This window comes from Stutzerimonas sp. LR2 (assembly GCF_055755175.1).
The window spans coordinates 1-635 of sequence record NZ_JBVTRR010000087.1 but is presented as its reverse complement, the minus strand read 5'-3'; the positions used below and the strand labels follow the sequence as shown (position 1 = coordinate 635).

The 635-nt window shown below is 44.7% G+C and carries 1 protein-coding gene; it reads left to right on the top strand.

Features of this window, described 5'->3' with window-relative positions:
- The first annotated feature begins 170 nt into the window (after positions 1-170).
- A complete protein-coding gene (locus tag ACVRRC_RS22200) occupies positions 171-560 on the top strand; it encodes a hypothetical protein (protein WP_472997609.1) in 390 nt (129 codons plus the stop codon).
- Positions 561-635: the final 75 nt, after the last annotated feature.

Genomic DNA, 635 nt, shown 5'->3' with positions numbered 1-635 from the left:
CGCAATACAGACGACAAATTCACCCGCATACCGGTTGAGGATTGGATTGAAGGTATTCAGGCAACTGTTAGCCCTTCCCCTGCTCGCGAACGCATCTTGGCCGCTTTGGCCCGTTGCAAACCCGGTATTTTTTAACTTCCTAAATTCATAAATTTATTAAAGAGGTACGTATGTCTCATTCTGTCGAATTGAGCATTTACGGTTTCGTATCTGAGAATATGCCCCTTTGGCCTACTTCTGATGTTCAAGAACAAGCTGATTTGGCGTTAATTCATTCCGATATGCTGACTGTGAAGCTGCTTAATGATCGTGGACTTGGCATTGCCAATACTGCGTTTGGTGTTAACCAAAACGAATCCCAGGTGTTAAAGCTGGCGACGCGTTTTGCGTATTGTTGTGCATGTGGCCGTTTCTCCGACCAAAGCCTTGACCTTCTCAAAAAAGAGATAGTCATGCTTGGCCGAGAATTGTGTTCCAAGTTCTTCGACTCAACGATGGCTGAAGCTATTCGTTTCGTGGCACATGAGCCCGAGTTCATGAAAGAACAACGTGTTTGGTAATCCTTACCCCATCACTTTTATCTACAGGAGTATTTCTCATGCGTTACGTTACCTCTGATAATCGCTACACCACTA

What these genes read in the sequence shown, in the direction of transcription:
- ACVRRC_RS22200 (WP_472997609.1), top strand. Translation starts at nt 171, where the DNA reads ATGTCTCATTCTGTCGAATTGAGCATTTACGGTTTCGTATCTGAGAAT.